Genomic DNA, 5767 nt, shown 5'->3' with positions numbered 1-5767 from the left:
ATTATGAATGAGAATTACCGTAAACCCCTACCGGGTACGACATTAGACTATTTTGATACCCGAGAAGCTGTCAATGCAATTAAAGCGGGAGCCTATGAAAAGTTACCTTATACATCTCGTGTACTAGCTGAAAATTTAGTGCGTCGTTGTCCGGCTGATAATTTATTCGACTCACTTAATCAGTTGATAGAAAGTAGACAAGATTTAGATTTCCCTTGGTTTCCGGCACGTGTTGTTTGTCATGATATTTTAGGACAAACAGCATTAGTTGACCTAGCGGGCTTACGTGATGCCATTGCAGCAAAAGGCGGCGACCCAGCACAAGTAAATCCAGTTGTTCCAACGCAACTGATTGTCGATCACTCTCTGGCTGTTGAACACGCGGGCTTTGAAAAAGACGCATTTGAAAAAAATCGTGCAATCGAAGATAGGCGTAATGACGACCGTTTTCATTTTATTAATTGGACTAAAACGGCCTTTAAAAATATTGATGTGATCCAGCCTGGTAACGGCATTATGCATCAAATAAATTTAGAGAAAATGTCTCCGGTTATTCACAGTTTAGATGGCGTTGCTTTTCCAGATACATTAGTCGGCACAGACAGCCACACGCCACATGTCGACGCATTAGGAGTGATCGCTGTAGGTGTCGGTGGTTTAGAGGCCGAAAGTGTTATGTTAGGCCGTGCTTCTTATATGAGAACACCTGATATTGTTGGGGTTAACCTATTTGGCAAACGTCAAGAAGGGATCACTGCAACAGATATTGTATTAGCGATTACTGAATTTTTACGCGCGCAAAAAGTTGTTTCTTGTTACCTTGAGTTTTTTGGTGAAGGTGCATCTGCTTTAACATTAGGCGATCGCGCAACTATATCTAATATGACACCTGAATTTGGTGCATCAGCAGGTATGTTTTATATCGATCAAAAAACCATCGATTACTTAACACTTACCGGCCGCGATGAAAAACAGGTTAAGTTAGTTGAGACCTACGCAAAACAAACGGGTTTATGGGCTGATGATTTAAAAACCGCAGAATACAATCGTGTACTTGAGTTTGATCTATCTTCAGTTGGTAGAAATATTGCCGGCCCTTCTAACCCACATAGACGCGTCGCTACAGCTGAACTTGCCAGTAAAGGCATTGCCGGCATAGTTGAAAATGAAGCCGGTAAAATGCCCGATGGAGCTTGTATTATTGCAGCAATCACTAGTTGCACTAATACATCAAATCCGCGCAATGTTATTGCCGCAGCGTTATTAGCAAGAAATGCCAATCAACTTGGATTAGTGCGTAAACCTTGGGTAAAAACATCTTTAGCACCGGGTTCAAAAGCCGTACAACTGTACCTAGAAGAAGCAAACTTATTAACCGAATTAGAACAACTTGGTTTTGGTATTGTCGGTTTTGCCTGTACCACCTGTAACGGCATGAGCGGTGCATTAGATCCGATTATCCAACAAGAAATTATTGAACGTGATCTTTATACGACGGCGGTTCTATCTGGCAATAGGAACTTTGATGGACGAATTCACCCTTATGCAAAACAAGCTTTTATTGCATCTCCCCCATTAGTTGTTGCCTATGCTATTGCGGGTACTATACGTTTTGATATTGAAAAAGGTGTATTGGGTGTCGATCAAGATGGTAACGATATTAAGTTAAAAGACGTTTGGCCAAGTGATGCTGAAATTGATGACGTTATCAATGAAAGTGTCAAACCAGCACAATTTAGAGCCGTTTATGAACCCATGTTTGATATTAAAGTCGATTATGGTTCAGAACTAAAAGCAACTGAACCACTATATGATTGGCGACCACAAAGTACTTATATTCGCCGCCCCCCCTACTGGGAAGGAGCGTTAGCTGGTGAACGTCAGCTTAAGAATATGCGTCCTTTAGCAGTACTGGGTGACAATATCACTACGGATCATTTATCACCTTCGAATGCCATTATGTTAGACAGCGCAGCTGGCGCATATCTCGATAAAATGGGCCTTCCTGAAGTTGATTTTAATTCCTATGCAACCCATAGAGGCGATCACCTAACTGCACAACGTGCCACCTTTGCCAATCCTAAACTATTCAATGAAATGGTTAAGCAAGATACCGCCATTGTGCAAGGCTCATTTGCACGTGTTGAACCCGAAGGCAAGGTGATGCGAATGTGGGAAGCCATTGAAGTTTACATGCAACGTAAACAGCCTTTAATTATTGTAGCCGGTGCTGATTATGGTCAGGGCTCATCGCGAGATTGGGCAGCTAAAGGGGTTCGCTTGGCTGGCGTAGAAGTAATAGTCGCAGAAGGGTTTGAGCGAATTCATCGTACTAATCTGGTCGGTATGGGCGTATTACCGGTTGAATTTATTAATGGTGAGGATCGCAATAGTTACGCTATTGATGGAACGGAAACCTTTGCTGTTGTTGGCGAACGAACACCGGGTGCGAGATTAACGCTACAGATTGAGAGAGCAAATGGTGAACAGCTTAGTGTTGCAGTTAAGTGTCGCTTAGATACCGAAGAAGAAGTTTCTATTTATGAAGCTGGTGGTATTTTACAACGCTTTGCACAGGATTTTCTTGAATCATCAAAAACAAGGGTTGAAGCATGACAGTGAAAGCAGAAGTGCAACAATCTAAATATCAGCCACAGATTAAAATCGCTGCAACCTATATGCGAGGAGGCACCAGCAAAGGCGTGTTTTTTAATCAGCAAGATTTGCCCGAAGAGGCACAAACAGCAGGTAAAGCACGTGATGCTATATTGTTGCGTGTTATCGGCAGTCCCGACCCCTATGCTAAACAAACAGATGGAATGGGCGGCGCAACCTCAAGTACTAGTAAAACAGTGATCGTATCTAAGAGTGATAAATCAGACCACGATGTAGATTATTTGTTCGGACAAGTGTCAATTGAAAAAGCCTTTGTAGACTGGAGTGGTAACTGTGGCAACTTATCTTCAGCAGTTGGGGCTTTTGCTATCCATCAAGGACTCATAGATAACAACCGAATTCCTTTTAATGGCCATGCAGTTGTACGTATATGGCAAGCTAATATTAATAAAACAATTATTGCTCATGTTCCTATTTATGATGGAGAAGTACAAGAGTGTGGTGACTTTGAGCTTGATGGTGTCACTTTCCCCTCTGCTGAAATTAGTATTGAGTTTATCAATCCCTCTGATGCAAAAAATGCCATGTTCCCGACCGGAAAGCTTATCGAAGCGTTACATGTACCGGGTATTGGCACCTTTAATGTCACCATGATCAACGCAGGTATCGCCACTGTGTTTTTAAACGCAAATGAGCTTGGTTATATTGGTACTGAAGGACAAGAAGTCATTAATTCGGATTCACAAGCACTTCAAAAATTCGAAGCGATTCGTGCCTTTGCAGCCGTCAAAATGGGATTAATAGAACATATTGACCAATCCATTACACAACAACATATCCCTAAAATTGCTTTTGTTAGTCCCGCTCAAGATTATATTTCATCCAGTGGTAAAGCGATCACAAAACAGCAAATCAACTTTAATGTACGTGCTTTATCTATGGGTAAATTACACCACGCAATGATGGGCACAGCAGCCGTTGCGATTGCTACAGCAGCTGCGATACCAGGAACCTTGGTTAATAACGCAGCGGGTGGAGGCAATCATCAAACTATTAATTTTGGTCATCCATCAGGGACCTTAAAAGTGGGTGCACAAGTTAGCCAGGTAGACGACCAATGGCTAGTTGATAAAGCAATAATGAGTCGCAGTGCGCGTATTTTAATGGAAGGCTGGGTGCGTGTGCCTGCAATAGAAGTGTAAATAATTTAAAGATGTAATATAAGGAAAATTATGATGTCTGCATACCAAACTGAATTTGAGCAAGCAAAAAATAATCCCGAAGCATTCTGGCAAGAACAAGCGAAAGCGATTGAATGGTATAAATCGCCGCAAAATATCTTACACAAAGATGAAAATGGAATAGATCGCTGGTTTGCAGATGGCGAATTAAATACCTGTTATTTAGCATTAGATTACCATGTTTTAAATGGTAGAGCTGAGCAAACAGCGCTTATCTATGACTCTCCCGTTACCGGAAAAAAACAGCAATATACCTATAAGCAGTTAACTAATCAGGTTGCACGCACTGCTGGCATGTTAGCTGACCTAGGTGTTGTTAAAGGTGATCGGGTTATTATTTACATGCCAATGATCCCGGAAGCGGTAATGGCAATGTTAGCATGCGCTCGTTTAGGTGCAGTACATTCAGTCGTATTTGGCGGTTTTGCAGCAAATGAATTAGCCATCAGAATTGAAGATGCAGAGCCTAAAGTGATTATGGCGGCATCTTGTGGTATCGAAATTAAAAAAATAATTCCTTATATGCCAATGGTCAACAAAGCGATTATGGATAGTCGTTGGAAACCAGAAAAAGTCATTGTTTTTCAACGTGACGAGTGCCCTGCTGAATTAAATGATAGTCGTGATGTTAATTGGTCTCAGCAACTTGCGACCTCTTCTCCGCATGACTGTGTGCCGGTTAAAGCGACGGATCCCTTATATATACTTTATACCTCTGGGACAACAGGAAAACCCAAAGGCGTAGTCCGTGAAAATGGTGGTCACGCAGTTGCAATGAAATACAGCATGTCTGTTATCTACGATGCCAAACCTGGCGATGTATATTGGGCAGCTTCAGATGTTGGCTGGGTTGTTGGGCACTCTTATATTGTTTACGCGCCGCTTATACAAGGTTGTAGCACTATATTATTTGAGGGGAAACCAGTAAGAACACCGGATCCGGCTGCTTTCTGGCGCGTATGCCAAGAGTATGATGTAAATATATTATTTTCAGCTCCTACTGCATTTAGAGCAATCAGAAAAGAAGATCCTGAAGGTGAATTGATAAAGCAATACCCAATGCCAGCATTACGTACCATTTTCATGGCCGGTGAGCGCCTTGATCCACCAACACTTGAATGGGTTGAAGAAAAAACTCAGCGTCCTGTTGTCGATCATTGGTGGCAGACTGAAACTGGTTGGGCTATTTCAGGTAATCCATTAGGCCTACAGAAATTTCCATTAAAGCCTGGTTCATCGACTAAACCAACACCTGGATTTGATGTGCAAATATTAGATGAAGTAGGTTTACCTGTTGCGCCAAATACACAAGGATTTATCGTTATCAAACTCCCACTACCACCGAGTTGTTTGGCAACAGTATGGCGAAATCATGACCGCTTCCAAAGTGGATATTTAAGCCAATTTCCAGGTTATTACGTTTCTGGCGATGGCGGTTATATGGATGAAGATGGCTACCTATTTGTAATGGGTCGCATCGACGATGTTATTAATGTCGCAGGTCATCGCTTATCAACTGGTGAAATGGAAGAGATATTAGGCGCGCACAATGATGTAGCTGAATGCGCCGTAATTGGTGCACACGATGAACTAAAAGGTCAGATCCCGTTTGGCTTCGTGGTATTAAAAGATGGTCATTATTCTGTCGACGGTAATGTTGAGAAGGAATTATTACAAAAAGTACGTGATGAAATTGGCGCGGTTGCTAGTTTTAAAAATGTCATTATTGTTAATCGTTTACCTAAAACACGCTCCGGTAAAGTATTACGTAGAACCATTAAACAAGTGACGGATGGAGAGCAATATGTCACTCCATCAACCATTGATGATCCGAGTAGTTTAACTGAAATAGAAAACGCATTTCAGGCGCATTAATTAACTTAGTTATAAAGTTATTGAGTAAATATACC

Annotated in this window: 3 protein-coding genes; all 3 read left to right on the top strand. The window is 41.7% G+C overall.

Annotated features, from left to right (window positions below; all coding sequences use genetic code 11):
* Window positions 1-3: 3 nt before the first annotated feature.
* From acnD to QNK26_RS07240, 3 genes are read left to right on the top strand one after another with little or no spacing between them, the layout of a single operon-like run.
* Window positions 4-2616, top strand: a complete 2613-nt coding sequence (acnD, locus tag QNK26_RS07250; protein WP_319221870.1) for a Fe/S-dependent 2-methylisocitrate dehydratase AcnD — start codon at window positions 4-6, stop codon at window positions 2614-2616.
* Window positions 2613-3818 (top strand): 2-methylaconitate cis-trans isomerase PrpF, encoded by a 1206-nt coding sequence (prpF, locus tag QNK26_RS07245; RefSeq protein ID WP_319221869.1) that lies wholly within the window; start codon window positions 2613-2615, stop codon window positions 3816-3818. Before acnD ends, prpF begins: the two co-directional genes overlap by 4 nt.
* A 30-nt stretch (window positions 3819-3848) precedes the next feature.
* Window positions 3849-5732 carry a propionyl-CoA synthetase gene (locus tag QNK26_RS07240; RefSeq protein WP_319221868.1) on the top strand — a complete coding sequence of 628 codons (1884 nt, stop codon included), beginning with the start codon at window positions 3849-3851 and terminating at the stop codon, window positions 5730-5732.
* Window positions 5733-5767 lie beyond the last annotated feature (35 nt).

Origin of the sequence: Moritella sp. (genome assembly GCF_033791185.1) — a bacterium.
Classification (GTDB): domain Bacteria; phylum Pseudomonadota; class Gammaproteobacteria; order Enterobacterales; family Moritellaceae; genus Moritella.
Note: the sequence above shows the minus strand (reverse complement) of the source record. Positions and strands in the feature narration are given on the sequence as shown.